This window comes from Jatrophihabitans endophyticus, from assembly GCF_900129455.1.
Lineage (GTDB): Bacteria > Actinomycetota > Actinomycetes > Mycobacteriales > Jatrophihabitantaceae > Jatrophihabitans > Jatrophihabitans endophyticus.
Genome location: NZ_FQVU01000001.1, coordinates 924,527 through 949,864, shown reverse-complemented (window position 1 = coordinate 949,864; position 25,338 = coordinate 924,527). Strand labels below are relative to the sequence as shown.

The window sequence follows — 25,338 nt, the reverse complement described above, 5'->3', positions numbered from 1 at the left end:
TCGGGGCCGCGCCCGGCGTCGGCAAGACGGTGGCCATGCTCGACGAGGGGCACCGGCGGCGCGAGCGCGGCACCGACGTCGTCGTCGCGTTCGTGGAGACGCACGGCCGTCCCCACACCGCGGCGCGGGTCGCCGGTCTCGAGGTCGTCGCGCGCCGCACGATCACCTACCGCGGGACGCGGCTGCCCGAACTCGACCTCACCGCCGTGCTGGCCCGCCGGCCCGAGGTCGCGCTGGTCGACGAGCTGGCCCACACCAACGTGCCCGGCAGCGAGCACGAGAAGCGCTGGCAGGACATCGAGCGCCTGCTCGAGGCCGGCATCGACGTCATCAGCACGGTCAACGTGCAGCACCTCGCGTCGCTCAACGACGTCGTCGAGGCCATCACCGGCGTGCCGCAGCGCGAGACCGTGCCCGACGCCGTGGTGCGCGCGGCCGAGCAGGTGGAGCTCGTCGACATGACGCCGCAGGCGCTGCGCCGCCGGATGTCGCACGGCAACGTCTACCGGCCCGACAAGGTCGACGCCGCGTTGGCGAACTACTTCCGGCACGGCAACCTCACGGCGCTGCGCGAGCTCGCCCTGCTCTGGCTCGCCGACAGCGTCGAGGACGGCCTGCAGCGCTACCGCGACCAGCACGGCATCGACGCCACGTGGGAGACGCGCGAGCGGATCGTGGTCGCGCTGACCGGCGGCCCCGAGGGCGAGACGCTGATCCGCCGGGCCGCACGGATCGCCGCCCGGGTCGCCGGTGGTGACCTGCTCGCCGTGCACATCGTGCGCAGCGACGGACTGGCCGGCGCCAGCCTCGCCGATCTGGAGCGGCAGCGGCTGCTCGTCGAGTCGCTGGGCGGCTCGTACCACTCGGTCGCGGGGGAGGACGTCGCCGCGGCGGTGCTCGGCTTCGCGCGCGCCAAGAACGCGACGCAGATCGTCATCGGGGCCAGTCGACGCCACCCGGTCGTGGCCGGGCTCGGCGGCCCGGGGACGGGCATGACCATCACCCGGCTGTCCGGGGCGATCGACGTGCACGTCGTCGGTCACGACTTCGTCGGCAAGGGCCGCCGGCTGCCGGTGCCGTCGCACGGCCTGACCGCCCGTCGACGGCTCGCCGGCGTGCTCACCGCGGTCGCGCTGCTCGCGCTGCTCGTCCCCGGTTGCGCCGTCGTCCGCGACGACCTGGGCTTCGGCACCGAGCTGCTGCTGTTCCTGCTGGTGGTGGTGATCGTGAGCCTCGTCGGCGGCTTCTACCCGGCCCTGGGCACGGCCCTCGCCGCCGGCCTGTTGCTCAACTACTACTTCGTCGAGCCGACCCACCGGCTGACGATCTCGGAGCCGGAGAACGCGTTCGCGCTCGTCGCCTTCGTGGTCATCGCCGTGCTCGTCAGCCGGGTCGTCGACTCCGCGGCCCGCCGCAGCTCCGAGGCGACCCGCTCCAACGCCGAGGCCGAGACGCTGGCCGCGCTCGCCGGCAGCGTGCTGCGCGGCGAGGAGGCGCTGCCCGCGTTGCTGACCCGCGTGCAGGAGACGTTCGCGATGCGCAGCGTCGCGCTGCTGCGACGCGAGGACGATGCGCCCGCCAGCGACGGCGGCCGGCGGGCGGCGTCGCCGAGCGGCACCCGGGGAACGTGGTCCTACGTCGCGGGCATCGGGGTCGACCCGTGCCTGCGTCCCGACGACGCCGACGCCGAGGCGGCGGTGGGGGACGGGCTGATGCTGGTGCTCGCCGGTCGGACGCTCGCCGCGGCCGACCAACGGCTGCTCGCGGCGTTCGCCGGCCAGGTGGCGCTGGCCTACCGGCAGCGCGAGCTCGCCGCGGCTGCGGCGGCCGCCGCACCCCTCGCCGCGGCCGACCGGATGCGCGCCGCGCTGCTCAACGCGGTCAGTCACGACCTGCGGACCCCGATCGCCGCGGCCAAGGCGGCCGTGTCGAGCCTGCGCAGCCGCGAGGTGCGGTGGAGCGAGGCCGACCGTGGCGAGCTCCTCGAGACCGCCGAGGACTCGTTGGACCGGCTGACGGCGCTCGTCACGAACCTGCTCGACCTGTCCCGCGTGCAGGCCGGTGTGCTGCCGATCGGGCTCGCGGCCGTCGGCGTCGACGACGTCGTGGGCCATGCCCTCGATGCCGGCGGCGTCGGCCCGGACACGGGTCGGGTCGTCGTCGACGTTCCGGGCGGCCTGCCGGAGGTCACCGCCGACGCCGGCCTGCTGGAACGGGTCGTCGCGAACCTGGTGGAGAACGCGCTGCGCTACAGCCCACCCGGCGCCCCGGTGCGCATCGCCGCGAGCACCCACGCCGACACCGTCGAGCTGCGGATCGCCGACGCGGGACCGGGCATCCCCGAGCAGGACCGGGACCGCGTCTTCGCGCCGTTCCAGCGTCGGGAGGACCACGCCACGCCGCACAGCGCCGGTGTCGGGCTCGGCCTGGCCATCGCCCGCGGGTTCACCGATGCGATGAGCGGGACGCTCTCGCTCGAGGACACCCCCGGTGGCGGCCTCACCGCCGTCGTCGCGCTGCCGGTCGCGCTGCCGGGGCGTCAGCGCGGCGGGTCGGTGCCGTCGGTGCCGTCGGTGCCGGACCAGGCTCCCCACAACCGCGCGTAGGCGCCGCCGGCGGCGACGAGCTCGTCGTGGCTGCCCTCCTCGACGACGCGTCCGGCGTCGAGGACGAGGACGCGGTCGCACGCCGCGGCCTGCGTCAGCCGGTGGGCGACGACGATGGCGGTCCGCCCGGCGATGGTGGCGAGCGCCGCGATCTCCAGCTGCCGGGCGCCGGAGGAGCCGGCCTCGGCGGTGGCCTCGTCGAGGACGACGGCGGGCGGATCGGCGAGCACCACGCGCGCCAGGGCCAGCTGCTGCGTCCGGGCCGGGGTGAGCGGCGCGCCGTGCTCGCCGACGACGGTGTCGAGCCCGTCGGTGAGCGCGTCGGCCCAGCCGAGCGCACCGACGCGCTCCAGCGCGGCGCGCAGTTCGACGGCGGTGGCGGCCGGCCGGGCCAGCCGCAGGTTCTCGGCCAGCGTCCCGGCGAAGACGTGCAGCTCCTGGCTGACGACGCAGATGTGGCGGCGCATCACCTGCTCGTCGATCCCGGCCGCCGCGACGTCGCCGAGACGCACCTCGCCCCGGGTGGGGGTCAGCTGCCCGGCGGCGATCGCGCCCAGCGTCGTCTTGCCCGCGCCGGTGGCGCCGACCACGGCGACGTGCTCGCCCGGTGCGACGACGAGGTCGATGTCGCGCAGCACCGCGATGCCGTCGACGTAGGAGTGCCCGACCCCCAGCAGCCGCAGCGGCGCGTCGTGTGCCGGGACGTCGGCGGACCGCCGCGCGGTGGTCAGCGACGCCACGCCGGCCATCCGCGCGAGCGAGGCGCCGCTGGACTGGATCTCGTCGAAGGCGAACAGCAGCCCCGAGATCGGGTTGAACAGGCGATGGAAGTACAGCGCGGCCGCCGTCGCCTCGCCGACGGTGCCGGCGCCGGCGCGCACGAGCAGGAAGCCGGCGCCGAGGACGAGGACGAGCCCGGCGAGCTCGCTGGCGTTGCACCGGCCACCGAAGCGCATCATCACCGTGAACACCTCGACGGCGAGATCGGCGGCGTGGCGGGAGTGGTGCCGGACGCGGGCGAGCTGCGCGTCCTCGCGACCGAACGCGCGCAGGGTCGGCGCGCCGTGGATGCCCGCGACGAGCGCCTCCGCGCGCTCGCCCTGCGCCACCCGCTGCCGCGCGTAGAGCGCTCCGGAGCGGCCGAGGTACCACCGCAGCGCCAGCGCGTAGCAGGGCGCGGCGGCGAGGCCGGCGAGGCCGAGCCGCCAGTCGAGCGCGACCAGCCCGACACCGGTGAAGGCGGTGACGACCAGCGAGCTGATCAGCTGCGGCACGACGTCGTTCAGCGAGGTCGTGACCGTCCGCACGTCGTCCCCGACCCGGGACAGCACGTCGCCGGCCCCGGCGGCCTCGAGGCGCGCGGTGTCGAGGTGCACCGCGCGATCGAGGACGTCCTCGCGCAGCTCGGCCAACGCCGGGGCGGTGGCGCGTGCCAGTGCCGCCGTCGACACCGCGGTCAGCACCCCGCCGAGCAGGGCCGCGGCCGCGACGACGACGGCGTAGCGGGTGATGGTCGCGGTGTCGCGGTGCTCGCGCACGGCGTCGACGACGAGACCGAGCACCCACGGCGCGACCAGCGCCGCCAGGCCCGTCCCGGCGAACGCGAGGACGGTGACCACCAGCGCGCCGGGCCGGCGCCGTAGCAGCCGCCACGTCAGCCGCGCGGTCTCGCCGGCCGGCGCGATGCGCAGGATGTCTCGGGCGGTCCCGACCGGCTCGCCGGTCGCGTCCCGGTCGGCCACGACGGCGGTCACCGCAGCACCGCCGCGCGGTAGGCCGGATCGCGGGCGAGCAGCTCGCGGTGCGTGCCGCGGCCGGTCGTGCGGCCGTCGCGCACCGTCACCACCTCGTCGGCCTGGTCGAGGAAGGCGGGGCTCGCGGTGATCACCACGGTGGCGAGCGCACCGTGACTGCCGGGAGCGCCGTGCCGCAGGGCCCGCACGCCGGCGGCGATGTCGCGCTCGGTGACGGCGTCCACGGCGCTGGTGGGGTCGTGGAGCACCAGCAGCGGGGTGGCGGTGCCGAGGCTGCGGGCCAGCGCGAGCCGCTGCCGCTGCCCGCCGGACAGCGTGCTGCCCGACGCGGCGACGGGGGCGTCCAGGCCGCGGTCGTGCAGCGCGACGACGTCGTCGGCTGCCGAGGCGCGCAGGACGTCGGCCAGTGCATCGGGGGCGAGCCGGCCGTCGGGGTCGACGGTCGAGCGGAGCGTGCCCTCGACCAGGTGGGCGTGGTGCGGGCTGACGACGTAGGCGGCACGACGCGCGGCGATGCTGAGGGCGTGCAGGTCGGTGCCGCCGACGCGGACGTACCCGGCCTCGGGCAGCCGGGTGCCGCTCAGCACGTCGACGAGGGCGTCGGCGGCGGCCGGATCGTCGACGTGCACGGCGGTGAAGCGGCCCGGCGCGGTCCGCAGCGTCAGCTCGCGCAACGGTCCGACGGCGAGGCCGGTCAGCTCGAGGCCGGCCTCGGCGGCGGGGGTGTCGGTCTCGCCGGCCACGACCAGGCGCGGGGCGGCGAGGAACGCGGCGATCCGGCCGGCGGACGCGTGCGCCGACGCGGCGAACGCGCTGATGTGGCCGAGCCCGCTCATCGGCTCGGCGAGGAACTGCGTCAACCCCACCACCGCGATGAGCTCGCCCAGAGTCATCTCGCCGTGCAGGGCCAACCGGCCGGCGACCAGCGCGACGACGGCGAGCAGCACCCCGCTGAGCAGCGTCGAGAGGCCGAACAGGTAGCCGTAGGCGCGGGCGGTGCTCGTGCTGGCGTCGCGGGCGGCCCGGCTGGCGTGGCGGTACCGCGCGACCGCCGCGGCCTCGCCGCCGATGCCCTTGAGCGGCCGCAACCCGGCGAGCAGATCGGTCGCGACCCCGGTGGCACTGGCGACGAGCTCCTGCTGGGCGTCCGTGCGACGCGACACCAGCGGGGTGACGAGCTGGACCGCGCCGAGGGTGACCGGCACCCCGACGAGCACGAGCAGGCCCAGCCCGAGATCCACGCGCAGCAGGTAGACCGCGACGACGACGACGCCGGTGAGGGACGCGAGCGCGAACGCGACGATCCGCAGCAGCAATCCCACCTGGTCGGCGTCGGACGTGGCCAGCGACAGCGTCTCGCCCGGCAGCCGGTCGGTCCGCACGCCCTGCGGGTGCAGGACGTGACCCGCGATCTCGGCGCGCAGCTCGTGCGCCTCGGTCTCGCTGGCGCGGGCGCCGATCTGCGCGCCGAAGCGGTACCCGAGGCTGAGCACGAGCATGAGGGCGGCCAGCACGCCGAGCCACAGCACGAACCGACCGCCGTCGCCGGTGAGGATGCCGCGGTCGATCACCGCGCCGATGACGACGGGGACCAGCGCCTCGCTCGTCGCCCACACCGCGTGCAGCAGGTAGGACGCAGTCAGGGGGCCGCGGCGGCGCCGGAGCATGCGGCGCAACACCGCCCATGCCGTCATGCGCACGCGGAAAGCCTCTCTTAGGTATGCCTTACCTCATAGTCTAGGGTCGGTCCCCGTGACGAACGACGGCGGCTCGCGTCCGCGGCCCGGACTGCGCGGCGAGGCCCTTGAGCTGGGCTACGGCCGCTCGTCGGTCGTCAGCGACGCCACCATCGAGCTGACCGCCGGCGAGGTCACCGCCCTCGTCGGTCCGAACGGCAGCGGCAAGTCCACGCTGCTGCGGGCGCTCGCCCGGCTGCACGCCCCGAGCGGGGGCGACCTCCGGCTGCCCGACGGCAGCTCCGCCCTGGCGCTCTCCGCGCGTGACTTCGCCCGCCACGTGAGCCTGCTCGCGCAGAGCCGTCCGACCCCGGCCGGGATGTGCGTGCGCGACGTCGTCGGCTTCGGTCGCCACCCGCACCGCAGCCGCTTCCGAGGGGACGACCCGGGGGCCGGCGCCGCCATCGACCGCGCCCTGGAGCTCACCGGGCTGCAGCGCATGGCGGACCGCGACGTCGACAGCCTGTCCGGCGGCGAGCTGCAGCGCGTCTGGCTGGCCACCTGCCTGGCGCAGGACACCGGGGTGCTGCTGCTCGACGAGCCCACGACCTACCTGGACCTGCGCTATCAGGTCGAGATCCTCGACCTGGCCCGCGACCTCGCGCTCGACCACGGCGTCGCGGTCGGCGTGGTGCTGCACGACCTCGACCAGGCCGCCGCGATCGCCGACACGGTGGTGCTGCTGCACGCCGGGCGGATCCGGGCCAGCGGTCGTCCCGCGGACGTCCTCACCGCCGAGGCCCTCACCGATACCTACGGCATTCGCGTGGAGGTCACCGTCGACCCCCGCTCCGGCCGTGTCTTCACCCGCCCGGTCGGCCGTCACGCCGACCGGCTCCGGCTCGCCATCTGAGCCCGAACCGATGAGAGGTAGCACCACGATGCGATCCACCATGCCCGCACGCCGGCGGCGGGCCCGCCGGCTGACCGTGCTGCTCGCCACCGCGGCGGCGGCCGTGACCGCGCTCGCGGCCTGCGGCACGACCGAGGACGACGGGGCCGACGCGACGACCGGCACGTCGGGCGGCGCGGCCACGAGCGCGGCGTCCGGTCCGATCACGGTCACCGACGCGCGCGGCAAGAAGATCACGTTCGACAAGCCGCCCACGCGCGCTGTCGCCCTCGAGTGGGGGCTGATCGAGCAGGTCGTCAGCGTCGGCGTGCAGCCGGTCGGCATCTCCGACGTCAAGGGCTACAAGGCGTGGGTTCACGCAGCCACCGTCGCCACGAGCGTCAAGGACGTGGGGCAGCGAGGCGAGCCCAGCACCGACACCATCGGCGGCCTCGACCCCGACGTGATCTTCCAGACCGAGGACGCGACCGCGGCGACCAACAAGCAGCTGGAGCGGGTCGCTCCCGTCGTGGTCGTCAAGAACAACGACCCCAAGGACCCGGTCGGCCAGCTGCGCAAGAACATCGCACTCATCGGCAAGGTCCTGGGCCGCGACGCCGCGGCGACGCAGGTGACCGCCAAGCTGGACGGCGCGATCGCGGCGGCGAAGCAGAAGCTCGCGGCCGCCGACCTGGCGAACACGCCGGTGGCGATCTCCGACGGCTACCGCGAGGCCAGTGCCGTCAGCCTGCGCATGTACACCCCGACCTCGACGTGGGGCGGCCTCGCCAAGGCGATCGGACTGCAGAACCAGTGGACGACCGGCGGCGACCCGTCGTACGGGCTGGCGCAGACCGACGTCGAGGGACTGACGAAGATCAAGAACACCGGCACCCGCTTCCTGTACCTGCAGAACAAGGCCGACGGCGGGGACGTGTACACCGACGTGCTCGCCAAGAACGCGGTGTGGAAGGGCCTGCCGTTCGTGAAGGCCGACCACGTCTCGCGTCTGCCGGACGGCACCTGGCCCTTCGGTGGCCCGCTGTCGGGCGTGCAGTTCGTGGAGCGTGTGACGGACATCCTCACCGAGCAGTCCTGAGTTGACGCTCACCGCCCCACCCCCGGAGACGGCCCCGGTCACGCCGCGTCGCGTGACCCGGCCGCTGCGGCTCACCGGCCTGTACGGGATCGCGCTCGTTTTGATCCTGGTGCTGTCGGCCGTGCACCTGACGCAGGGGACGTCGGGGGTGGGCGCGGGTGACCTGCTGAAGCTGGTCGTCGGCGGGGGCGGCGACGAACCCGCCGCCGTGCTCGTCGGCTCCCGCGTGCCGCGCTTGGTCGCGGCACTGTTCGTCGGGCTCGCGCTCGGTCTGTCCGGCGCGCTGCTGCAGTCGATCGCGCGGAACTCGCTGGCCTCGCCCGACACCCTCGCCGTCAACTCCGGGGCCTACCTGGCCGTGGTCGGCGCGGCGGTGCTGGGGCTCTCGCTGCCGGTGCTGCCGGCCGCCTCGGTCGCCTTTCTCGGCGGTCTCGCCGCGGCCGCGGTCGTGCTCGGGCTGTCGTCCGGCGGGGGCGGCTCCCCGACGCGGCTGGTGCTCGCGGGGTCGGCCATCGCGCTCGCGCTGGACTCGCTCGCGTTCCTGCTGCTGATCCTGTTCGAGCAGCAGACGGTCGGCCTCTACGCCTTCAGCGAGGGCACCTTCGTGCAGGCCGACACCGAGTCGGTGCAGCAGATGGCGCCGTTCGTGCTGCTCGCCGGGCTCGGTGCGTTGGCGCTGTCGTCCCGGCTTGACCTGCTCGCGCTCGGCGACGACACCGCGGCGTCGCTCGGGCTCGGCGTGCGCCGCACCCGCACCGTCGCCGTCGTGCTGTCGGTGCTGCTGTGCGCCGCGGCGGTCGCGGTCGCCGGCCCCGTCGCGTTCGTCGGCTTTGCCGCCCCGGTGCTCGCGCGGGTGCTCGCGCGCGCGGTGGGTGCGTCGGCGCGGCACCTGGCGATCATCCCGCTGTCCGGGCTGGTGGGCATGATCGTCGTGCTGGCGGCGGACGTCTCGCTGCGCGCCGCGCTCGGCGCGCAGAGCGGTGTCACGATCCCGGCGGGCGTCGTCACGACGGTGTTCGGGGCGATCGTGCTGGTGCAGGTGGCGCGGACGTACCGCGACGCCGTGCCGGTGCGTCAGCGCGGTCGCGGCGGCCCGCCCCACCCGCCCGGGCGCGTCCGCTTCCTGCTCGTCACCGGCGTACTCGCCGCCGCGGTGATCGCGTCCGGTCTCGTCGGGATGCTCGTCGGCGACACCACGGTGCTGCTGGGCGACGTCGCCAACTGGGTGCGCGGCGCCACCGGCCCCGGCCTCACCTTCGTCCTCGACACCCGCGTGCCGCGGGTCCTCTGCGCGCTGCTGGCCGGGGCGGCGCTCGCCGTCGCCGGTACCGGCGTGCAGGCGGTCTGTCGCAACCCCTTGGCCGAGCCGGGGCTGCTCGGCATCACCGGCGGGGCCGGCATCGGCGCGGTGTGGCTGCTGGTGGTGCGCCCCGACGCCAACATCTGGCTGCTCGTGCTGGTGGGCTCGATCGGGGCGCTGCTGTCCTTCGCCGCCGTGCTGGCGCTGTCGTGGCGCGGTGGCCTCGCCTCGGACCGGCTGGTGCTGATCGGCTTCGCGTTCTCCTCGGGTGCGGCGGCCGTCATCACCTTCATCATCGTGTTGAAGGCGCCGTACCAGACCAACCTGGCGCTGACCTGGCTGGCCGGCACCACCTACGGCCGCACCTTCGGCTCCGCCGTGCCCGTGGCGATCGCGCTCGTCGTGGTCGTCGCCGTCCTGGTGTGGCGGCGCCGCGAGCTCGATCTGCTGGCCGTGGACGACGACCTGCCCCGCACGCTCGGGGTCGGCCTGGAGCGCACCCGGCTGCTCGTCCTCACGGCGTGCGCGCTGCTCAGCGCCGCCGCGGTGAGCGCCATCGGCGTCGTCGGCTTCGTCGGCCTCGTCGCCCCCCACATGGCGCGGGCGCTCGTCGGCAGTCGCAACGCCCGGGTCGTCCCGGTCGCCCTGCTCATCGGCGCGCTGCTGGTGAGCGTGGCCGACGCGGTGGGCCGCACCGTCATCGCTCCCTCGCAGATCCCGGTCGGCATCACGACCGCGCTGATCGGCGTGCCGTACTTCGTCTACCTGCTCTGGCGCTCCCGCGCCTGACGCGCGTGCCCAGCGGGGTCACGGCGCGGGCAGCCGGTCGTGCGCGGTGAGCGTGGCCACCGCGTCGACGGTGACCCGGCCGCGCCACTCGAGCTCCTGCGCCGGCGACCAGTGCAGGAAGTCGAAGTCCCAGCCGCCGTCGTCGCGCTGGCCGCGGGCGAGCTCGTCGAGCGCGGCGGCGACGACGTCGTCGGCGAACAGGACGCGACTGCGGGCACCGGGGCGCGGTGACAGGTCGAGCGCGGTGAGACGTTCGTCCTCGACGCCGCCCGGGACGGGGACGGAGCCGTCCGCCGCGATCCGGTCGCGCAGCGACTCGACCGTGTCGCGGGCACGGGCGTCGTCGGGTCCGTCGTCGGGAACGGCGTCGAGGAAGGCGAGGGCGTGCTTGACCCAGTAGTGGTCGAGCGCGTCCGGTGCGGCCACCCGCTGCCAGCACCACCGCGTCGCGGTGCGGACCCAGTCGCCGTCGTGCCCGAGCCGCAGCAGTGCCGCGACCAGCGAGAAGGTCAGGAACGACGGCGCGTCGTCGGCGGTCATCCACGGCGCGCGGGGGTGCGCGTCGGCCGAGGGCAGGACGAAGGGCGCCGAGCCGTCCGGCAGCGCGACGGCCGCGAGCCAGTCGTGCGCCCGCACGACCGCGGACCGCGGTACGGCGGCGGCGTCGAGCCCGGCCAGGACGTCGAGACCGGTGAGCGTCGCCGCCGGCTGGCTCGCGGGATCACGGACGTCCGGTTCCAGCGCGTGGCCGAACCCGCCGTCGTCGTTCTGGTAGGCGACGACCGCGTCGACCACGAGCCGCTGCGCCGGCTCGTCGCGCAGCACCGCCCACCGGTGCCGGTCGAGCAACCGGGCGTGGCGGTACACGAACTGGTCGGCACCGGGCAGGTCGACGGTCATGCGGGCGACGCTAGCGAGCCGGTCGCGCCGCGGTCTTCCAGGAATCGGACGGCGGTCAGCCCGGTGAGGCGGCGCACCTCGTCGCTCATGTGCGACTGGCCGGCGTAACCGGCGTCCCGCGCGCGATCGGCGAGATCGGGCACGGCGAGACGGGTCAGTCGTTGCAGCCGCGCCACCCTCGCCAGCATCTTGGGCGACAGCCCCGCCGCCGCCGTCACCCGGCGGTGGAGCTGCCGCTCGCTCAGGCCGACCGCGGCCGCGACGGCGTGCACCCGGGCCGCCGGCCGGGCGAGCAGCCGCACCGCCTCGGTGACCACGGGATCGGGTGCGCCGGCGCGGGCGATCTCGGCGAGCAGCACCGCGTGACGTCGCGGCTCGGGGGCGTGGCGCAGCGTCTCGACGAGCCGGTCGGCGCGGGCCCCGAGGACGTCCCGCGCGTCGAGGCGGGCGTCGGTGACCTCGTTCGCCGGGCGGCCCAGCACCGCACCCGCCGCCTGCGGACGCAGCCGCACCCCGGTGACGGCGTCGTCCGGGCACAACTGCTCGATCACCGGGCCGGTGTCGGCCCCCGCCAGCAGCAACCGGTCGCCGCCGAACCAGATCAGGTCCACGCAACCGTCGGGCACGACGAGGTGACGTCGCGCGGTCACGCGCTGCTGCCACAGGCACGCCACCCACGGCCGCAGCGGAGCGGGCGCGGGCGTCTCGCGGTAGCTCACGATGTCCTCCCCGTCGCTGCCCGGTCGGGCCGACCCCGCGCGGCTCGCCGGCTGGGAACGACCCTACGCAGCGGTGCCGACGTCGTCGGTGGGACGGAATGCCGCCGTCCCGTCGCCGGTTGGCCCCCGCATGACCATCGTCGACGGAGAGCTGCGCCGACTCGTCGAGTCGGGACCCATGGCCCACCTGACCACCGTCAACGCCGACGGCAGCCCGCAGGTGAGCGTCATCTGGATAGGGATGGACGGCGACGACGTCGTCAGCGGTCACCTCGGCTATTACGCGAAGTTGCGCAATATTGAGAGGGATCCGCGCGTCGTGCTGTCGTTCGACGCGCCGTCGGTGCCCGGCGCGTTCATGCAGGACTACGCGGTGCTGCACGGCCACGCCGTCATCGAATCGCGAGAGGACACATGGGACCTCCTCGACCGGCTCGCGAAGGTGTACGTCGGGCCGGGGGAGGCGTTCCCGGCGCCCCGCGCGGCCGGCTGGACGTTGCGCTACCGCATCGACCGGGTGACCGGCGTCGGCCCATGGGCACCGGGCGGATAGCGAGGGGGGACGATTCGTGGCCGCCACGGCATGCGGGATCCGGCTGGTCAGACTGTTGGCGTCATCGCTGCGGGCCCGCCTGTCGCCACGACACCGGCTCGGCGGCCGCGTCACGATCGAGACTGACCCGGCATGCGGTGTTGTGGGCGCTGCGCGCCGTGGTGGTCGACCGGGGCTCGATTGCCCGGGTCGCAGCGCAGCTCGATGCCCGGGCGTCAGCCGATTGCGTAGGAGAGCGTGACGCGGTGTTGTCCGTCGACCACTTCCACGCTCAAGGTGCCGGTGATGCCTTCGAGCTCGCTCGTGCCCGAGCCAGGTGCTATCTCGTAGCGCTGTGAGGCCGAACCGCTCACCATCTGCCCGAGTTGGTGGAAGATGAGGGTGCCCGAGCGGCCGTCGATCCTGCCTTCGAACACCTCCTGCGCCACGTAGCCAGCTCGACCAGCGGCAGGGTTGCCGGCCGAGAACATGTAGCCCTGCCCTGTTCCCTCGAGCTCGCCGCTCCACTGCTTGGTGAAGTCGAAGCGCGCAGCTCCGGGCAGGTCGGTCGGCGCAGGGGTCATGTCTATGGTGAAGCTTCCGGTGGCCGATTTGCTGATGGTCATAGGGCTACCTAACTACATGGGCGAGTGCTCGATCGAGCGCTCTCGTGGTCGCGAAGAGGGAAGGGTCGACGGCCGGCCAGGTCTCGAAGACCAGTGACGCTGGCGCCGTCTCGCCCGGGTCGGGGTTCGACGTGCCGCCGACCGCTCGCCGAGCTTCATCTCCCGTGGTAGCGCACGTTGCTCGAGTCATCTGATCTTCATCGACGGCGTCGGGCAGCGAGGTGTGGGTGTACGCCGGCGGCGAGACCGAGGTGGGCGGCGACGTCGAGAAGCAGGTTGCGCAGTTGAGTGACCTGAGTGTCGGACAGGTCCGCGGCGAGCACAGCATCGAGGTCGGCGACGATGCCGTGCGCCCGGCGCAACACCCGCAGACCGGCCGCTGTCGGCCGCAGGGTGAACGCGCGCCGGTCGTCGCTGGCGCGGTGGCGCCGTAACCAACCCTTGTCTTCGAGGGCGTCAACCAGGGCGACCACGTTGTTCCGGTGCATGCCGAGCGCCTCGGCGATGGCTTGCTGATTGAGCGGCTGCCGCGAGTTGTCGAGATTCGACAGCACCGCGAACTCCCGCGGACTCATCCCCAGTCCGGACAGCCGGTCAGCGAACAATTCCGCTGAACGCGCGCCGATCTGTGAGCTCAGAAAGGCCAGTGACGACGCGTAGGTCTGCGCGTCCGGCCGGTCCGCTCGGTCGGGGCCACTTCTGCTCGGCACAACCGGCAACCTACCACCTTTGACCAAGAGGTGATTGTCACCTAACGTGACAAGCATGGGACTCTCGGCGGGGACGGGCACTCCTGGCTCGACCGTCGCCTCACCATGCCTGTCCTCGACCGGTTCTTCGGCGCCAGCTACGCAGACATGGCGCGGATGGAAACGGTGCTGGTCCACTCGCCCGCTCCCGTGCAATGGGTATCGCTGCGCCCACCGCGTCTGCTCGACAGGCCCGGGCGCAACAGCTACCGCATTCAGGTCGACCAGCCCCTGCCGAGAGCCCGCAGCATCACCTACGCCGACCTCGCCACCGCCCTGCTCGATGCGCGAGACCGCCCCGACCTGTTTCGACACGTTGCGTATGTCGCCAACTGACCCACGCCGCGCAGCGCACGGTCCGAAGGCCGGAATCGCCGGCCTGTCCTCGGCGGGCCTCGCGCGATCAGCCAGCCGCGCTGCGCGCAACGTAGGTGGTCAGGAGAGCTGGTCCGACGACCGCCACGTCGAGATCGAGGTGAGCCGAGGGATCCATCCGATCATCGCGGCCTACTGGCACTCCGGATCGCACCACCGGCGAACCCGAGACGGGCCACCCGTTCGTGCGGCGCACGGATGCCGACAGCAACCGCCGGCAGGTGCTCGTGACCGTGACCGAGCACGGCCACCAGCTCACCGGTTCGTTCGCCGGTCCGCTCGTCGTCGAGGGGCAGCAGCTGAGGGGTCGCCTCACTCGAAGGGAGCTGCGGTCCCTGCGCGACCTGCTCACGCGGATCACCGGGCCGACCGATCGGCATCGCGAGGACGTCGTGTCCCGGCCGGCAGTCGCGGATCGGTCCTGACCGCGTCCGGTCGGTGCGGTGCGCGCCGCCGCTGGGACGTCTTGCATCTCGGTGAGGGTGCGCGTCAGGTGGCCGCCGACAGCCAGGCGACGATGTCGGCCGTGGGGCCGGGACGTGCGTGACGCCAGCCGGTGCCGGCCCACAGGTGCGCGACGTCGCTGTCGCCGGCGGCGTTCGCGGCCTGCCGCAGTGCGCGCGTGAGGTGGTGCACGGCCGGGTAGCCGAGCGGAGCCTCGCCGTCGTGCCGGTCGACGAAGCCGTTGCGCAGGGCGCGGGCCGGCCGGCCGGTGAAGGCGCGCGTGATCGTGGTCGCGGCAAGGGAGGCGTCGACGAGCGCGGCCCGGTGCGTGGCCGAGGTGCCGGCCTCGTCGGCGAGCAGGAACAGCGTGCCGACCGCGACCGCGTCGGCGCCGGCGGACAGCAGCCGACGCACCGCGGCCGGGCCGTCCACGCCGCCGGCCGCGACGATCGGCAGGCGTGTCGTGGCGTGGACCCGGCGGACGAGCTCGTCCGTCGCGATCGCCGCGACCGGCCGCGCGGGCTCGTGCGTCGCGCTGTGCCCGCCGGCGTCCGGCCCCTGCACCACCAGCCCGTCGACGCCGGCCAGCTCGGCGCGATGGGCCTCGGCCGCGGTGGTGACGCTCGCCAGCACCTGCGTGCCCGCCCCGCGCAGGGCGGCGATGTCGGCCGCGTCGGGGAGTCCGAAGGTCAGCGACACCACCGGTACCGGGTGCCGGACGAGCAGGTCCAGCTTCTGCGACCAGCCGTCGTCGTCGTCGACCGGCGTCGGATCGAGGGTCACGTCGTAGCGGTCGGCCTCGGCGGCGAGCGCGGCGGCGTAGGCGCGCAGCGCGGCCGGCTCGGCGGCGGCCGCGCGCGAGGGCACGAAGAGGTTCACGCCGAAGGGCCGGCCGTGCCGACGGACCGCTTCGACCTGCGCCGCGAGCGCGTCGGGATGCTGGTATCCCGCGGCGAGGAAGGGGAAGCCCCCGGCGCGTGCCACGGCGACGGCCAGCGCCGCCGTGCTCGGGCCACCGGCCATGGGCGCTGCGACGATCGGCGAGCGCGAGCCGAGCAACGAGGTCACGGCTCGCTCCTTCCCGGTCGTCGAGGTGGTCGGCGGCGTCGACCAGTGTGGCAGTGTCGCTCCTGCGCCCTCGACGACCTCGGGCCGGACCGGTACCACGACCGGTCGGATCTGGTAGGACCGGAGCGTGCGGCGGCGGCGTGGATCGTGGACTCACGGCGAGTTCAAGGTCATGCGCGTCGAGCCGTACGACCTCGAGGCCGGTACGCGGACCGACACGGTGACCGGCCGGTTGCTGCTCGATGGTCGCCGGGCCGCGGTCGTGTCCGTCACGCGTACCACCACGGCCGCCACCTCGCCGCCGCAGCCAGGAACCCGCGTGCCGGCGCGGTGGCGAGGCGACCGCCCTCGGCGGGTCAGGGTGGACTGGAGCGACGAGGGCATGATCGCCCACGTGGCGCGCCTCGAGCGAGACCGCAGGGCAGCAGCACTGGGCGTCGACCCCGCGACCCTGACCGCCGACCCGGTGCCTCCCGGGACACGGCCTCGCGACGCCGTGGTCATGTGGTCGCACAACGGCGCGTTGCTGCCCGACGGCACCGCACCGGTGTTCGTCGACGAGGCCGACCGCATCAAGCGACACGGCCGCCCCACGGAAGCCGTCATCGCCGCCATCGACTTCCTCGCACCGCTGCCCGGGACGACCCCGTCCGGTGCATCCATCGCCAACGTGGCACTCGACGTGGACGCCGAGGACGGCGGCACCTACCGCGTGCTCGCCCGCTTCGGCTTCCGCACGCCGGCACGCCGGCAGCAGATCGGCCACCCCGGCGCCCGCATCCCGGTGCGGGTCGACCGACGCGACCACACCCGCGTCGTCCTCGACGCCACGCGACTGCCGGAGTCCTAGGCGGGCCGACGAGCTGGACGTGTCCAACCGCGATCGGCCTCGTGGCACGTGCGACTGCGATCGCCACGGACGTGTTGCCTATCTCGTCTATCGACATTGACGGATAAGCGCCGCGGTCGTACGTTCGGCGGAGGCATCGGCTCGACGGGGTGGAGGACGAGCGTGGACAACCGCCTCGCGACGGCTCCGTCGGCGGCCTTCTCACGCTTCTCCCGGCGACGCCACATCGACCTGCGGCGCGTCGGCACCAGCTGCTGTCGATCGTCGCGCTGATCGCCTGCGTCGCGTCCGCCGTCAGCCGGCGAGACCGCGCCGCTCGCGGTCGGCGCACCGTCGATCCCTCCGCCCCGGCCCGCGCGCCGGACCCTGCCGTCGAGACCTGCCGTGGAGACCCTGCCGTGGAGACATCCTCGTGACCATCACCGCCTCCCCCCGCCCCCGACGTGGCCTGCCCGGGGCCGTCGTCGCCGTGGCCACCGCGACGATGCTGCTGGCCGCGTGCACCTCCGGCGGTGACGACACGACCGGCGGTGGCAGCAGCACACCGAGGAGCGGGGGCACCCTGCGCTTCGCGGTGAGCTCGGACGCCGGCTGCGTCGACCCGCAGCAGGTGGGCAGCAACGACACCATCTACTCGTTGCGGCAGGTCGTCGACTCGCTGACCGACCAGGACCCGGCGACCGGCAAGATCGTGCCGTGGCTCGCAAAGAGCTGGACCGTCAGCAAGGACGCCACCACCTTCACCTTCAAGCTCCGTCCGGGTGTCACGTTCAGCGACGGCAGCAAGCTCACCGCGCAGGTGGTCAAGGAGAACTTCGACGCCGTGCCCGATCTGGGTCCGCTCGCGGTGCTGGCCAAGGGGTATCTCAGCGGTATCGAGTCGGTGACCGCGGTCGATCCGCTGACCGTGCGGGTGTCGTTCGCGAAGCCCAACGCGCAGTTCCTGCAGGCGTCGTCGACGTTCTCGCTGGGCATCGAGTCGTCGGCGAGTGTGAAGCGCACCCCGCAGCAGCGGTGCAGCAAGGGCATCGTCGCCTCGGGACCGTTCACGCTCGCGAAGTACGTCCCCAACCAGTCGATCACGCTGGCCAAGCGTCGCGGTTACGACTGGGGTTCCTCGCTGTGGCGCAAGCGCGGCGAGGCCTACCTCGACCGGTTGGTCTTCACGATCGTGCCCGAGGCCGGCGTGCGCACCGGCAGCCTGCAGTCGGGGCAGGTCGACGCGATCGGCAGCGTGGGCAAGGCCGACGAGGCCGCGCTCAAGGGCGCCGGGATCGCGCTGCAGACACGCGCGAATCCGGGCATCGTCTTCAACCTCGCCTTCAACAACGCGCGGCCGCTGGTGCGCGACGTCCGGGTGCGGCAGGCGATCCAGGTCGCGGTGAACCGGCAGGAGATCGTCGACGCGGTGTACCCCACGGGCACCCGACCGGCCACGAGCGTGCTGTCGCACACCACGCCGCAGTACGCGAACCTCGGCTCGGCTCTCGGCTACGACCAGGCGAAGGCGCGTTCGCTGCTCACGGCGGCCGGGTGGACGGTCGGCAGCGGCGGCATCCGCGTCAAGGACGGCCGGCGGCTCAGCCTGTCGGTGCGCTGGTTCGCCAACGCCGCCACCAACAAGCCCGCTCTCGAACTGCTGCAACAGCAGCTCAAGGCCGTCGGCGTCGAGCTCGTGCTCGAGGAGACGCCGATCGCGTCCATCGCGACCGTCCAGCAGTCCGGGAACTTCGACGCGCTCTGGGGCAACATCACGCGGGCCGACCCCGACATCCTGCGCTCGTCCTACTCCACGAAGCTGGCCAACGTCTATCGGCTGTCCGCCGGCCCGCTCGACCCGGTCCTGGCCGGCCAGGCCGCCGCGACCACGCCGGCACGGCGGGCCGGGCTCGCGGCGCAGGCGCAGCGACTCGTGGTCGGCAACGCCTACGCGATCCCGGTGGTGGAGCTCGAGACCGAGCTCGGGGTCGCCAAGAAGGTCCACGACCTGCGCTTCGAGGCGTCGAGCCGCATCCAGCTGCACGACACCTGGATCGGCTGACCGCCGGACGTCCGGGCGCGAACCGGAGGAGGTAGCAGATGCGCAGGTACGTGCTGCGACGCGTGGGACAGGCCGTCGGCGTGCTGTGGGCGGCCTACACGGTGTCGTTCTTCGTGCTCTACTACCTGCCCGGCGACCCCATCTCGGCGCTGGCCGGGGCGAGCTCGGACGCGGTCCCGGTCGACCCCGCCCAGCTCGCGGCGCTGCGGCACGAGTACGGCTACGACAAGCCCGTGCTGCTGCAGTACCTCGACTACCTCGGCCGGGCGCTGCGGGGCGACTTCGGCGACTCGGTGTCGACGGGGCGTTCGGTGCGCGACACCATCGTCGACGCGCTGCCCGCGACGCTGCAGCTCACCGCGGCCGCCATCGTGCTGGCCGTCGTCGTCGGCGGCGGGCTCGCGCTGCTCGCGACGTACACGAGACATCGCTGGCTGCGGCAGCTGTTGCTCTCGCTGCCGCCGCTGGGGGTGTCGGTGCCGACGTTCTGGATCGGGCTGATGCTGGTGCAGCTGTTCTCGTTCCGGCAGCACTGGTTCCCGGCGTTCGGCAACGACGGCGTGGCGAGCATCGTGCTGCCCGCGGTCACCCTCGCGATCCCCACCGGTGCCCTGGTCGCGCAGGTGCTCGCCAAGGGCCTGCTCACCGCTCTCGACCAGCCCTACGTCGACACCGCGCACGCCAAGGGGGCGGGGCGGATTCGCATCCACCTGCGGCACGCACTGCGCAACGCCTCGCTGCCCGCGTTGACGATCGTCGGCCTGCTCACCGGCCAGCTGCTGGCCAGCTCGGTCGTGGTCGAGACGGTGTTCGCCCGCAACGGATTGGGACGCGTGACGGCGGCAGCGGTCACCGCGCAGGACCTGCCGCTCGTGCAGGGCGTCGTGGTGCTCGGCGCGCTGATCTTCGTGCTGGTGAACCTCGTGGTCGACCTGCTCTACCCCTTGCTCGATCCGCGCATCGTCGCCGTTCCCGGCCGCCGGGTGGGTGTGGCGTGAGCCAGGTGCTGGTGGGCGAGGTCGCCGGTGCCGTCGAACCCGACGTGCCGCGACAGACGGAGCCGCCCGCCGGTGACCGCCGCTCCCGAGGTGTCGACCCGCGCCGGGTGCTGCGCTTCGCGGGGCACCGGCCCGGGCTCGTGCTCGCGGTCGTCGTCGCCGTCCTGATCGTGCTCGCGTCGTTCTGGCCGGGGCTGTTCACCTCGCAGGACCCGTTGCTGGGCACGCCGTCGCAGAACTTCCGGGGTCCGAGCGGCGCGCACTGGTTCGGCACCGACGAGCTCGGCCGTGACGTCTTCTCGCGCGTCGTCCACGGCGCCCAGCTCTCGCTGCAGGCCACGTTGATCGCCGTGCTCGTCGCCTTCGTGGTGGGCGGATCGCTCGGCCTGGTCGCCGGATTCGTCGGTCGCTGGGTGGAGGACGTGATCATGCGGCTGGTCGACGTGCTGCTGTCCATCCCGGCGCTGTTCCTGTCCCTGGCCCTGGTCACCGCGCTCGGCTACGGCACGGTCAAGGTGGCCGTCGCCGTCGGCGTGGCGAGCGTGGCCGGGTTCGCGCGGGTGATGCGGGCCGAGGTGCTGCGGGTGCGGCAGGCGGTGTTCGTCGAGGCGTCCCGCTCGTGCGGCACACGCTGGTACGCCGTGCTCGGCCGGCACGTGCTGCCCAACGCCCTCGGGCCGGTGCTGGTGCTCGCGACGCTGGAGTTCGGCACCGCCGTGCTGGCGGTGTCGTCGCTGAGCTTCCTCGGCTACGGGGCCCGACCTCCCGCACCGGAGTGGGGCACGCTGATCTCCACCGGGCGCAACTATCTCGGCAACGCCTGGTGGCTCACCGCGCTGCCGGGGTCGACCATCGCCGCGACGGTGCTCGCCGTCAACCGCATCGCCCGGGCGTTGGACGGCGAGTGGGCGAGGCAGCGATGACCACGTCGGACGTGTCCGCCGCGGCGGACCACGACGTGCTGCTGCGGGTGCGCGACCTGTCGGTCTCCTACCGCACCCGGGGTGCGACGGTCGCGGCGGTCGCCGGCGTCGACCTCGACGTCCGTGCCGGCGAGGTGGTCGCGGTGGTCGGCGAGTCCGGCTCGGGCAAGAGCACGACCGCGCACGCCGTCGTGCGGCTGCTCGCGGCCAACGGCAGCATCGACGCCGGCACGGTGCAGCTCGGCCGCCACGAGCTCACGGCGATGTCCGAGCGCGAGCTGCGCCACGTCCGCGGCCGCCGGATCGGCTTCGTCCCGCAGGACCCGTCGGTCTCGCTCAACCCGGTGAAACGCATCGGCGAGCAGGTGGCCGAGGTGCTGCGCATCCACGACCTCGCCGGCCGCCGGGCTGCGCCCACCGAGGCCGTGGAGGTGCTCGCGCGAGCGGGGCTGAGCGATCCGGCCACCCGTGCCCGGCAGTACCCGCACGAGCTGTCGGGGGGCATGCGGCAGCGCGCGCTCATCGCGGTCGCGATCGCCGCCGAGCCCCGGCTGATCATCGCCGACGAGCCGACGAGCGCCCTGGACGTCACGGTGCAGCGCGTCATCCTCGACCACCTGCAACGACTCACCGAGGAGTCGGGGACGGCGGTCCTGCTCGTCACGCACGACCTCGGCGTGGCCGCCGACCGGGCGCAGCGCATCGTGGTCATGTCGCAGGGTCGTGTCGTCGAGACCGGCTCCACGGAACGGCTCCTGCGCGACCCGCAGCACGCGTACACCCGCCAGCTGTTGGCCAGCGCGCCCAGCCTCACCGTCGTCCGGCCGCGCACCGGGCGTCCTCCCGCCGCCGTCCCTGTCGCCGGCGGCGCACCCGGGGCCGCCCCCGACGTGCCGCTGGTCGACGCCCGCGACCTGGTGAAGGAGTACCGCGTGCCGCATGCCGACCCCGCGGCGCGGACGCTGCGCGCGGTCGACGGCGTCAGCTTCACCGTCGAACGGGGGCGCACGCTCGCGCTGGTGGGCGAGTCGGGCTCCGGCAAGTCGACGACGGCACGCCTCGTACTGCGGCTGGTCGACCCGACGGCCGGGCAGCTCGTCGTGGACGGCGAGGACGTCACCGCCGCCCGCGGGCCGCAGCTACGCCGGCTGCGACGCCGGGCGCAGCTCGTCTACCAGAACCCCTACGCGTCGCTCGATCCGCGCTGGGCCGTCGCCGACGTGATCACCGAGCCGCTGCGGGCTTTCCGCGTCGGCGACACGGCGTCGCGGACGGCGCGGGCGCGCGAGCTGCTCGATCAGGTGGCGCTGCCCGCGGCGATACTGTCGCGACGTCCGGCGGAGCTGTCCGGCGGCCAACGACAGCGTGTGGCGATCGCACGGGCCCTGGCGCTGTCGCCGGAGCTCATCGTCTGCGACGAGCCGGTCTCGGCCCTGGACGTGTCGGTCCAGGCCCGCGTGCTCGAGCTGCTCGCCGAGCTGCAGGCCGACACCGGCGTCGCCTACCTGTTCATCTCGCACGACCTCGCGGTGGTGCGTCAGATCGCCGACCGGGTGGCCGTCATGCAGGCCGGGCGCATCGTGGAGCAGGGCGACACGGCCGATCTCTTCGACCACCCGCAGCACGACTACACCCGCGAGCTGCTCGCGGCGATACCCGGCGGCCGGTACGCCGCCGACCCGTCCACCACCGTCGATCGGAGCCCGGCATGACCGTCAGCGAGACCACGTCCGACCCGCGGGACTTCGCCACCGAGCTGGCCGACGCCGCCTCGCCTGCACCCGGTCGCGGGGGATGACCGGGTGCAGGCGACGCGACCTGCGCGGTGCTCCCGCCCGTCGCCGGTGCGGGGGGTAGCCGACCGGGTGAGGCACCGCGAACGGCGCTGCCGCCGTCCTGAATTCAGCGTCGCCGACGCCTAGGTTGTACGCAACCCATCCGTGGACATTAGGGACCTCCGACCCGTTTGCGGCTACCCACGCCGGGTCACGGTGGTGTCGCCCGTGGCCGCGCGCCACACCGTGATCTCGAGTTCCTCGGCGCCTGCCGCGACCCTGGTGAGGACGACGGTGTCGATGTCGAGGCGGAAGCGGAACGGCTCGACCTCCCTGGCCCGTGCGGTGATCTTGCCGTCGCCGGGCCAGGCCGCCGGATCGTCCGCGGGCGGGTCCTCGGTGGGGCAGTGGACGGCCACCCGCGGGTAGCGGCGCAGATCGCCGGCCCGCTGCGCGCCGGCCATCATGCCGAGGTAGACGTGGCCGTCGTCGTGGAAGTCGACCTCGGTACCGCTGATACGAGGTTCACCGTTGCGCCGGACCGTCGCCATGGTGGCGTGCTTGCGCACCGCGAAGGTGCGCCGCACGATCTCGGCGAGTTCGGGCGAGCTCGCCTGCACGTCCGCCCACGATGTCATGGCGCGCAGTGTGCCCGCGAGGACCGACAACGGCCCGGACGCATCGGAACGGGAGCGCCGCGCGCCGTCTCGTCAGCGCAGGTCGGCCATCCGTCGCACGACGTCGGTCGCCAAGCGGTCGGCCGGGGGCCACGGGAACCACGGCAGGCTGGCCTGCAGGGTGGCCTGGCCGTGCAGGCCGACCCACACCCGGGTGGCGCTCGCGACGGGGTCGACGGCCGTGGACGCGCCGGAGCGGATGCACGAGTCCGCCGCCTGCAGCAGCACGCCGAACGCATCCGCCCCGACGATGGACCCGACGTCGGGGGCCGCGGGCCCGGCGTCCGCGCCCCGGGCGGCACGGTGGCGCTCGAAGAGCAGGCGGTAGTGGTGCGGCCGGCGTGCGGCGAAGTCGAGGTAGGCGTGGCATACCACGTGCAGTCGGGCGACGGGCTCGTGCTCGGTGTCGGCCGCGGTGGTCAACACCGTCGCGAGCTGCGTGAAGGTCTGCTCGATCACCGTGCGACGGATGGCGTCGCGATCGGCGAAGTGCGCGTAGATGGCCGGCGCGGTGATGCCGGCTTCGCGCGCGATGGCGCGCAGCGTCACGGCGTCGTCGCTGCCCGTCGACTCCAGGATCCGGCCGGCCGCGGCCAGGATGTCCGCCCGCAGCCGGCCGCCCGTCCCCTGGGGGTTGCGGATGTGCCTGCCCGCCGGTGTCGTCGCCACGAGCAGCAATTTACAACTGTTTACGAGTTGGTCGGGCGGGGCACCACCGGGTCGAGGGACGACAACTCGGTCAGGAGACGACGATGCCCACCATGGCACTGCGCGAGGCGATGCACTGGCACCGTCCCCTGATGCGGTTCGCGGCGTCGATGGTGGTCACCGGGGCGGTGTCGGGTGTGGGGTACGCGGCCGACGACCGGGTGCTGGTCGGCGTGCCCATCTGGGCCAAGCCGCTGCTGTTCTCGATCTCGTTCCTCGCGTACGCGGTGACCCTGGCATGGCTGACCTCCCGGTTGCGGCGGCCGCGGGTGCGTCGGTTCGCGCACCGCGCGGGCACGGTCATCGCCGTCGGTTCCGGCCTGGAGATGCTCGCGATCGTGATGCAGGTGCTGCGCGGACGGCAGAGCCACTTCGACTACGCGACCCCGGTCGACCGCGTGGTCTTCGCCGGCATGGGCGTCGCCGTCGCGGTCATCTTCACCGCCACCATCGCGGTCGGTGTCGCGCTCCTGCGCGAGGCACCGGTGGCGCACCGGGCCACCACCCTGGCGATCCGGCTCGGGGTCGGCGGCACCGTGCTCGGCATGTCGGTCGGCTTCCTCATGATCGTTCCGCGCGCGTCGCAGCACGGTGCGCCGATACGCGGCGGGCACACCGTCGGCGCCGCCGACGGGGGAGCGTCGTTGCCGCTGACCGGATGGTCCACGGTCGGTGGCGACCTGCGCATTCCGCATTTCGTGGGCCTGCACACCCTGCAGGCGTTGCCCCTGCTCGCCCTCGTGCTGACGCTCCTGCCCACGACCGCGCGGCTGACCGAGGCGACGCACGTCCGGCTCGTGCTGATCGGCGCCGGCGGGTGGGCCGGACTGTTCGGCGTGAGCCTGTGGCAGGCGCTGCGGGGCCAACCCGTCACCGCCCCCGACGCCCTGACGCTCACCGTGCTCGGTGTGGTGCTGGCCGCCGTGGTCGCCGCCACCGCGGTCGCGCTGCGCCTCGACCCACGGGCTCGCGCCGTCGGAAACCGGACGACAGCGGAACGGGACGTTGCTACCGTCCCCGAGACCGTGTGAGCGACGAGGAGGTGGTATCCGTGACCGACATGACGACATGGGTGCTCCCCGCGGGGGTCACGGTCGGGCGATAGGTCGTCCGGGAGCGCTTCTGGCGATAGCTCTCCCGAAAGGCGCGACCATGCGATTCACCTCGCAACGACAGCTCCCCGGCGGCATCCGCGAGCGCGACCTCGTCCTCGACGAGATCCCCGGCATCCTGTGGACGCCGACGACGACCGCGACGTCCACGCCGCTGCTCCTGATCGGCCATCCCGGCGGACTGCGCGCGATGTACCCCCGGCTGGCCGCCCGGGCGGCTCGGGCGGTGGCAGGCGGGTTCGCCGCGGCCACCATCGAGCTCCCCGGCAGCGGCGACCGACCGCGTTCCGCTGAGGCCGAACGGGCCCGCGCGGAGCTGCACCGGGCGCTCGCGGCCGGCGAGCCGGTCGGCGACGCGGTCGAGCGGCTCGTCCCGCCGTTGGTCGAGCAGGCCGCCCCGGAATGGCAGGCCGTCCTGGACGCCCTGCTCGCCATGCCCGGGATCGACGGGCCGGTGGGCTGGTCCGGGGGAGTGATCGCCCTCGGCATCCGACTTGCCCTGGTCGAGCGGCGCATCGCGGCCGCCGGCTTCTTCGCCGGGAGCTTCGTACCGGCCACCACGTTCGACGAAGGACGACGCGGGTTCGGCGTACGCGGCGAATCCGCAGGGCTGGTTCGACGGGGACATCGCCGAGGTCGGCATCTACAACCACCGCGTCGACTCGGCCCTGGCGGCCGGCGCCCGGTCGCTGTTCGCCGCGCGTGGCTCCTCGACGTCATTGCTG

Annotated in this window: 22 protein-coding genes and 2 pseudogenes; 15 read left to right on the top strand and 9 right to left on the bottom strand. The window is 73.8% G+C overall.

Going from position 1 to position 25,338, the window contains the following annotated elements:
• Positions 1 to 35 precede the first annotated feature (35 nt).
• Positions 36 to 2,606, top strand: a complete 2,571-nt coding sequence (locus BUE29_RS04485) for a sensor histidine kinase (protein WP_407657316.1) — start codon at positions 36 to 38, stop codon at positions 2,604 to 2,606.
• On the opposite strand, the gene BUE29_RS04480 is transcribed toward BUE29_RS04485, so the two are convergent.
• The gene (locus BUE29_RS04480; protein WP_200800028.1) at positions 2,540 to 4,360 is read right to left on the bottom strand and encodes an ABC transporter ATP-binding protein; all 1,821 of its coding nucleotides are present in this window, start codon (positions 4,358 to 4,360) and stop codon (positions 2,540 to 2,542) included. The genes BUE29_RS04485 and BUE29_RS04480 overlap by 67 nt on opposite strands.
• Entirely contained in the window at positions 4,357 to 6,054 is a 1,698-nt protein-coding gene (locus BUE29_RS04475) for an ABC transporter transmembrane domain-containing protein (RefSeq protein WP_073386365.1), read from the bottom strand. The genes BUE29_RS04480 and BUE29_RS04475 overlap by 4 nt, the downstream gene beginning before the upstream one ends.
• Before the next feature lie 58 nt (positions 6,055 to 6,112).
• On the opposite strand from BUE29_RS04475, the gene BUE29_RS04470 reads away from it, so the two are divergent.
• From BUE29_RS04470 to BUE29_RS04460, 3 genes are read left to right on the top strand one after another with little or no spacing between them, the layout of a single operon-like run.
• The gene (locus tag BUE29_RS04470; protein ID WP_327077555.1) at positions 6,113 to 6,949 is read left to right on the top strand and encodes an ABC transporter ATP-binding protein; all 837 of its coding nucleotides are present in this window, start codon (positions 6,113 to 6,115) and stop codon (positions 6,947 to 6,949) included.
• A gap of 40 nt (positions 6,950 to 6,989) precedes the next feature.
• On the top strand, positions 6,990 to 8,027 hold the full coding sequence (locus BUE29_RS04465) for an ABC transporter substrate-binding protein (RefSeq protein WP_073386362.1): 1,038 nt from the start codon (positions 6,990 to 6,992) through the stop codon (positions 8,025 to 8,027).
• 1 nt (position 8,028) lies between these two features.
• Entirely contained in the window at positions 8,029 to 10,116 is a 2,088-nt protein-coding gene (locus BUE29_RS04460; RefSeq protein WP_073386360.1) for an iron ABC transporter permease, read from the top strand.
• Positions 10,117 to 10,134: 18 nt separating this feature from the next.
• Here BUE29_RS04460 and BUE29_RS04455 read toward each other — a convergent pair whose 3' ends face one another.
• Positions 10,135 to 11,016: a prenyltransferase/squalene oxidase repeat-containing protein gene (locus BUE29_RS04455; protein WP_073386358.1), complete on the bottom strand. Its 882-nt coding sequence runs from the start codon at positions 11,014 to 11,016 to the stop codon at positions 10,135 to 10,137.
• Positions 11,013 to 11,735, bottom strand: a complete 723-nt coding sequence (locus tag BUE29_RS04450; protein WP_200800027.1) for a helix-turn-helix domain-containing protein — start codon at positions 11,733 to 11,735, stop codon at positions 11,013 to 11,015. Before BUE29_RS04450 ends, BUE29_RS04455 begins: the two co-directional genes overlap by 4 nt.
• Positions 11,736 to 11,865: 130 nt before the next feature.
• Between BUE29_RS04450 and BUE29_RS04445 the strand changes: the two genes are divergently transcribed.
• Positions 11,866 to 12,288 carry a PPOX class F420-dependent oxidoreductase gene (locus tag BUE29_RS04445; protein WP_073386353.1) on the top strand — a complete coding sequence of 141 codons (423 nt, stop codon included), beginning with the start codon at positions 11,866 to 11,868 and terminating at the stop codon, positions 12,286 to 12,288.
• 59 nt (positions 12,289 to 12,347) lie between these two features.
• Positions 12,348 to 12,491: pseudogene (locus tag BUE29_RS23615) on the top strand (ISL3 family transposase); the annotation flags it as partial.
• A 12-nt stretch (positions 12,492 to 12,503) separates the two neighbouring features.
• Here the strand turns inward: BUE29_RS23615 and BUE29_RS04440 are convergent.
• Together BUE29_RS04440 and BUE29_RS04435 are read right to left on the bottom strand one after the other, a co-directional pair.
• Positions 12,504 to 12,893 (bottom strand): DUF3224 domain-containing protein, encoded by a 390-nt coding sequence (locus BUE29_RS04440; protein WP_084180676.1) that lies wholly within the window; start codon positions 12,891 to 12,893, stop codon positions 12,504 to 12,506.
• Between the two features lie 197 nt (positions 12,894 to 13,090).
• Positions 13,091 to 13,603, bottom strand: a complete 513-nt coding sequence (locus BUE29_RS04435; RefSeq protein WP_234971368.1) for a MarR family winged helix-turn-helix transcriptional regulator — start codon at positions 13,601 to 13,603, stop codon at positions 13,091 to 13,093.
• Between the two features lie 105 nt (positions 13,604 to 13,708).
• Between BUE29_RS04435 and BUE29_RS04430 the strand changes: the two genes are divergently transcribed.
• Both BUE29_RS04430 and BUE29_RS04425 read left to right on the top strand, forming a co-directional pair.
• The gene (locus BUE29_RS04430) at positions 13,709 to 13,978 is read left to right on the top strand and encodes an NAD(P)H-binding protein (protein WP_073386350.1); all 270 of its coding nucleotides are present in this window, start codon (positions 13,709 to 13,711) and stop codon (positions 13,976 to 13,978) included.
• A 224-nt stretch (positions 13,979 to 14,202) separates the two neighbouring features.
• On the top strand, positions 14,203 to 14,442 hold the full coding sequence (locus tag BUE29_RS04425) for a hypothetical protein (protein WP_073386347.1): 240 nt from the start codon (positions 14,203 to 14,205) through the stop codon (positions 14,440 to 14,442).
• Between the two features lie 64 nt (positions 14,443 to 14,506).
• Here the strand turns inward: BUE29_RS04425 and BUE29_RS04420 are convergent, their stop codons facing one another.
• Positions 14,507 to 15,529: an NAD(P)H-dependent flavin oxidoreductase gene (locus tag BUE29_RS04420; RefSeq protein WP_073386344.1), complete on the bottom strand. Its 1,023-nt coding sequence runs from the start codon at positions 15,527 to 15,529 to the stop codon at positions 14,507 to 14,509.
• 172 nt (positions 15,530 to 15,701) lie between these two features.
• Here BUE29_RS04420 and BUE29_RS04415 point away from each other — a divergent pair, with 172 nt between their 5' ends.
• The 5 genes from BUE29_RS04415 (at position 15,702) to BUE29_RS04395 (ending at position 22,053) form a co-directional block, all read left to right on the top strand.
• Positions 15,702 to 16,379, top strand: a complete 678-nt coding sequence (locus tag BUE29_RS04415; RefSeq protein WP_143167966.1) for a hypothetical protein — start codon at positions 15,702 to 15,704, stop codon at positions 16,377 to 16,379.
• 418 nt (positions 16,380 to 16,797) lie between these two features.
• Positions 16,798 to 18,420 carry an ABC transporter substrate-binding protein gene (locus tag BUE29_RS04410; RefSeq protein WP_073387048.1) on the top strand — a complete coding sequence of 541 codons (1,623 nt, stop codon included), beginning with the start codon at positions 16,798 to 16,800 and terminating at the stop codon, positions 18,418 to 18,420.
• A gap of 38 nt (positions 18,421 to 18,458) precedes the next feature.
• Positions 18,459 to 19,418 carry an ABC transporter permease gene (locus tag BUE29_RS04405; RefSeq protein ID WP_073386340.1) on the top strand — a complete coding sequence of 320 codons (960 nt, stop codon included), beginning with the start codon at positions 18,459 to 18,461 and terminating at the stop codon, positions 19,416 to 19,418.
• Between the two features lie 44 nt (positions 19,419 to 19,462).
• Complete coding sequence (locus BUE29_RS04400) at positions 19,463 to 20,341, top strand: ABC transporter permease (protein ID WP_073387045.1); 879 nt, start codon at positions 19,463 to 19,465, stop codon at positions 20,339 to 20,341.
• Positions 20,338 to 22,053 (top strand): dipeptide ABC transporter ATP-binding protein, encoded by a 1,716-nt coding sequence (locus tag BUE29_RS04395; RefSeq protein ID WP_073387042.1) that lies wholly within the window; start codon positions 20,338 to 20,340, stop codon positions 22,051 to 22,053. Before BUE29_RS04400 ends, BUE29_RS04395 begins: the two co-directional genes overlap by 4 nt.
• Before the next feature lie 260 nt (positions 22,054 to 22,313).
• On the opposite strand, the gene BUE29_RS04390 is transcribed toward BUE29_RS04395, so the two are convergent.
• Together BUE29_RS04390 and BUE29_RS04385 are read right to left on the bottom strand one after the other, a co-directional pair.
• Positions 22,314 to 22,754: a pyridoxamine 5'-phosphate oxidase family protein gene (locus BUE29_RS04390; protein WP_073386337.1), complete on the bottom strand. Its 441-nt coding sequence runs from the start codon at positions 22,752 to 22,754 to the stop codon at positions 22,314 to 22,316.
• Positions 22,755 to 22,826: 72 nt separating this feature from the next.
• On the bottom strand, positions 22,827 to 23,462 hold the full coding sequence (locus BUE29_RS04385; RefSeq protein ID WP_073386334.1) for a TetR/AcrR family transcriptional regulator: 636 nt from the start codon (positions 23,460 to 23,462) through the stop codon (positions 22,827 to 22,829).
• A gap of 83 nt (positions 23,463 to 23,545) precedes the next feature.
• Here BUE29_RS04385 and BUE29_RS04380 point away from each other — a divergent pair, with 83 nt between their 5' ends.
• Positions 23,546 to 24,532, top strand: a complete 987-nt coding sequence (locus tag BUE29_RS04380; protein ID WP_084180673.1) for a hypothetical protein — start codon at positions 23,546 to 23,548, stop codon at positions 24,530 to 24,532.
• A gap of 121 nt (positions 24,533 to 24,653) precedes the next feature.
• A pseudogene (locus tag BUE29_RS23610) lies at positions 24,654 to 25,193 on the top strand (alpha/beta hydrolase); the annotation flags it as partial.
• Between the last annotated feature and the right edge of the window lie 145 nt (positions 25,194 to 25,338).

What these genes read in the sequence shown, in the direction of transcription:
- BUE29_RS04430 (WP_073386350.1), top strand. Translation starts at nt 13,709, where the DNA reads ATGCCTGTCCTCGACCGGTTCTTCGGCGCCAGCTACGCAGACATGGCG.
- BUE29_RS04445 (WP_073386353.1), top strand. Translation starts at nt 11,866, where the DNA reads ATGACCATCGTCGACGGAGAGCTGCGCCGACTCGTCGAGTCGGGACCC.
- BUE29_RS04390 (WP_073386337.1), bottom strand. Translation starts at nt 22,754, where the DNA reads ATGACATCGTGGGCGGACGTGCAGGCGAGCTCGCCCGAACTCGCCGAG.
- BUE29_RS04485 (WP_407657316.1), top strand. Translation starts at nt 36, where the DNA reads ATGCTCGACGAGGGGCACCGGCGGCGCGAGCGCGGCACCGACGTCGTC.
- BUE29_RS04415 (WP_143167966.1), top strand. Translation starts at nt 15,702, where the DNA reads ATGCGCGTCGAGCCGTACGACCTCGAGGCCGGTACGCGGACCGACACG.
- BUE29_RS04395 (WP_073387042.1), top strand. Translation starts at nt 20,338, where the DNA reads ATGACCACGTCGGACGTGTCCGCCGCGGCGGACCACGACGTGCTGCTG.
- BUE29_RS04465 (WP_073386362.1), top strand. Translation starts at nt 6,990, where the DNA reads ATGCCCGCACGCCGGCGGCGGGCCCGCCGGCTGACCGTGCTGCTCGCC.
- BUE29_RS04440 (WP_084180676.1), bottom strand. Translation starts at nt 12,893, where the DNA reads ATGACCATCAGCAAATCGGCCACCGGAAGCTTCACCATAGACATGACC.
- BUE29_RS04475 (WP_073386365.1), bottom strand. Translation starts at nt 6,054, where the DNA reads ATGACGGCATGGGCGGTGTTGCGCCGCATGCTCCGGCGCCGCCGCGGC.
- BUE29_RS04380 (WP_084180673.1), top strand. Translation starts at nt 23,546, where the DNA reads ATGCCCACCATGGCACTGCGCGAGGCGATGCACTGGCACCGTCCCCTG.
- BUE29_RS04405 (WP_073386340.1), top strand. Translation starts at nt 18,459, where the DNA reads ATGCGCAGGTACGTGCTGCGACGCGTGGGACAGGCCGTCGGCGTGCTG.
- BUE29_RS04455 (WP_073386358.1), bottom strand. Translation starts at nt 11,016, where the DNA reads ATGACCGTCGACCTGCCCGGTGCCGACCAGTTCGTGTACCGCCACGCC.